Genomic DNA, 3,222 nt, shown 5'->3' with positions numbered 1-3,222 from the left:
GAAATACGCCGTAGGGCCGCGCAAGGAGCTGGGTATGCGCACCCTGTTCAATATTCTTGGCCCGATGACAAACCCGGCCGGCGTGCAGCGCCTGGTCATGGGGGTGTTCTCGGAAAAGCTTTGTCGCCCCCTGGCGGAAGTGATGGGGCGCCTGGGTGGAGAGCACATCATGGTGGTGCACAGCAAGGATGGTCTGGATGAGATCAGCCTGGCGGCGCGCACCCATGTGGCGGAATTCAAGGACGGTGAAGTCCAGGAGTATGACCTGACCCCGGAAGATCTGGGGCTGGAATCCGATTCCCTGGTGGGTCTGGACGTGACGGACCCGGCGGCGTCCCTGGCGCTGATCAAGGACGCCTTTAGCAAGCGCACCACGGAAGCGGCCAACAAGGCGGCGGACATGATCGCCCTTAACGCTGGCGCAGCCATTTATGTCAGCGGTGTTACCCGGACTCACAAAGAGGGGGTACGCATGGCCGAAGACCTGATCCACAATGGAGAGGCGGCAGAGCGTATGCGCGAGCTGGCTCAGTTCAGCACCGCCCTCAAGGTTGGCGACGAATCAGCATAAGGAGCGAGGTTATGAGCACAGGCACTATTCTCGACAAGATTATCGCCCGCAAGCAGGAAGAGATTGCCATCGGCAAGAACAATTACACCTTGGGCGATTTGCAATCCATGGCAGAAAACCAGCGCAAGGCGCGGGGGTTTATTGCCAGCCTGTTCGACCGGGTGAGAGATCACCAGCCGGCGGTAATTGCCGAAATCAAGAAGGCGTCACCCAGTAAAGGTGTGATCCGCGATGATTTCGACCCGGTGTCGATTGCCCGTAGTTACGAAGCCAACGGCGCAGCCTGCCTGTCGGTGCTCACCGACAAGGATTTTTTCCAGGGCGATGAGCATTATTTGCGTGCTGCCCGCAACGCGGTGGATCTGCCGGTGCTACGCAAGGATTTCATGATCGATCCGTGGCAAGTTTTCGAGTCCCGGGCCATGGGGGCGGATGCGGTGCTGCTGATCGCTGCGGCGCTGTCTGATGCCCAGATGAATGAGCTGTATCATGCTGCCCAGCGGGCCGGCTGTGATGTGCTGGTAGAGGTTCATACCGAAGAAGAGCTGCACCGGGCGGTAGCCTTGAACGCCGAGCTGATCGGTATCAATAACCGTAACCTGCACACGTTTGAAACCAGCCTGGACACCACGCTGACGCTGGCACAACAAGTGCCGGGTGATCGCATGGTGGTGACTGAAAGTGGTATCCACAGCAGCGCTGACGTGCAATTGATGCGCAAGAGCGGCATCCACAGTTTTCTGGTCGGCGAAGCCTTCATGCGCGCTGAAGACCCGGGCGCTGAACTCAAGAAGCTGTTCTTCTGAGCGTACGAGTTGCGAGGTTTGTAGATCGGCTTAGCCGCGCAGCGGCGTAAGCCGACAAACCGCGTTGGGTGAGAGGATTTGGAATGACAGGAAAGTCACCTCAGGAATGCCTGGGTATGGAGGACATCCGTGCCGAAATCGACCGTAGCGACAGGCAAATCATTGCATTGTTGGGAGAAAGGGCGGGGTATGTACATGCTGCCGCGGCCTTCAAGACCAGCGAGGATGGGGTGCGTGCGCCGGAGCGTTTCAGAGCCATGCTCCAGACCAGAAGATATTGGGCAGAGCAGGAAGGGCTGGATGCGGACATGGTTGAAGATCTGTACCGGAACTTGGTGGAGCACTTCATTCAGAAGGAAATGAAAGCCTTTCAGAAACGCTGATGGATCTCACCGTTCAAATGCAAGCGGCCGCGCCCAGACTCTGGGCGCGGCCGCTTGGTTTTCAGTATCGGATGGTGTTCGACGCGCAGCTATTAACTATTCATTATTAACGGTTAACTGCTTTTTACCGCGTCCCGTACACCACCATGGTCTTGCCTTTTACGGAGACCAGACCCTGTTCCTCCAGGTTCTTGAGTACCCGGCCCACCATTTCCCGGGAGCAGCCGACAATGCGGCCGATTTCCTGGCGGGTGACCTTGATCTGCATGCCGTCCGGGTGCGTCATGGCATCGGGCTGCTTGCACAGGTCCAGCAGGGTGCCTGCAACACGGCCAGTCACATCCAGGAATGCCAGGTCCCCCACCTTGCGGGTGGTGGCACGCAGGCGGCCAGCGATCTGGGCGGACACCGTGAACAGGATGTCGGCGTCTTCGCGGGCCAGCTGCCGGAATTTGGCATAGCTCACCTCCGCGACTTCGCATTCGCTCTTGGCTTTCACCCAGGCGGAACGCGAGGGGTCGTTTTCAAACAGCCCCATTTCACCGAAGAAATCCCCTTCATTGAGATACGCCATGATCATTTCGCGACCATCGTCGTCCTCGATCATGACCGTCACAGAGCCTTTCAGGATGTAATACAGCGCATCCGATTCATCGCCGGCATAGATAATGGTGCTTTTCGCCGGATATTTACGGCGGTGGCAATGGGCCAGGAAGTGGTCCAGATTTGGAATAATTTTGTTGCCGTCAGTCATGGGCGCTCAGTCTTGAAGCCAGAAAAATGTCTTAGCCAATAAGCGTATGGATATTGCCTGTTTTTATGAGTTATGCCAAGGGAACTGGCTCTCACTCTCGATTTTCACAGGGCAGGCGGTAGCTAAACCCGGATTAAGTAACGGGTTTTCGGCCAGATACGCCGATTTTCCGGGTTGGTGATATATCGGTAAATTATTCCCATCGACCTACCCTGAAAGGGGTGGCGCAGCCCCCGTGCTATGGTACTCTGCGCCCCCTTCCGGGGTGGGCGCAATCAGGCGTTCGGCCTGCGTTTGAGATGGGGTGACAGACCAGGAGATCACCATGAAAGCAGTGGTTAAGTGGCAGGGCGAAGCCTGCTATGAAGCGGAAACCGAAAGCGGCCACAAGGTGCTGATGGATGGCCCGCCGGATCACGGTGGCCAGAACCGTGGGCCGCGCCCCATGGAAACCCTGTTACTGGGCGTGGGCGGCTGTTCCTCCTTTGATGTGATCCATATTCTCAAGAAATCCCGACAGGACGTGACTGATTGCCGCTGCGAGCTGACTGCCGAGCGGGCCGATGAAGTACCGGCGGTGTTCAGCAAGATCCACCTGCACTTTATTGTCAGCGGCAACAGCCTCAAGGAAGCCCATGTGAAACGGGCGGTTGAGTTGTCGGCAGAGAAATACTGCTCTGCCAGCATTATGCTGACACGCGGTGGTGT

At 57.4% G+C, this 3,222-nt stretch carries 4 protein-coding genes and 1 pseudogene; 4 read left to right on the top strand and 1 reads right to left on the bottom strand.

The genetic code is table 11. The annotated features are described in order from the left end of the window. The 3 genes and pseudogenes from trpD to A3754_RS22750 form a co-directional block, all read left to right on the top strand. Positions 1-571 (top strand): annotated as a pseudogene (trpD, locus tag A3754_RS22760) (anthranilate phosphoribosyltransferase); the annotation flags it as partial. A gap of 11 nt (positions 572-582) precedes the next feature. Further along, positions 583-1,377 carry an indole-3-glycerol phosphate synthase TrpC gene (trpC, locus tag A3754_RS22755; protein WP_063521419.1) on the top strand — a complete coding sequence of 265 codons (795 nt, stop codon included), beginning with the start codon at positions 583-585 and terminating at the stop codon, positions 1,375-1,377. 83 nt (positions 1,378-1,460) lie between these two features. Then, the gene (locus A3754_RS22750; RefSeq protein WP_063521418.1) at positions 1,461-1,760 is read left to right on the top strand and encodes an isochorismate lyase; all 300 of its coding nucleotides are present in this window, start codon (positions 1,461-1,463) and stop codon (positions 1,758-1,760) included. A gap of 124 nt (positions 1,761-1,884) precedes the next feature. On the opposite strand, the gene crp is transcribed toward A3754_RS22750, so the two are convergent. After that, the gene (gene crp, locus A3754_RS22745; RefSeq protein ID WP_007151459.1) at positions 1,885-2,514 is read right to left on the bottom strand and encodes a cAMP-activated global transcriptional regulator CRP; all 630 of its coding nucleotides are present in this window, start codon (positions 2,512-2,514) and stop codon (positions 1,885-1,887) included. Positions 2,515-2,839: 325 nt separating this feature from the next. On the opposite strand from crp, the gene A3754_RS22740 reads away from it, so the two are divergent. Continuing rightward, a partial coding sequence (locus A3754_RS22740; protein WP_063521417.1) for an OsmC family protein occupies positions 2,840-3,222 on the top strand: 383 nt, incomplete at its 3' end.

The organism is Alcanivorax sp. HI0083 (genome assembly GCF_001635175.1).
The sequence above is the reverse complement of the archived record's forward strand: the minus strand, read 5'-3'. Positions and strand labels throughout refer to the sequence as shown.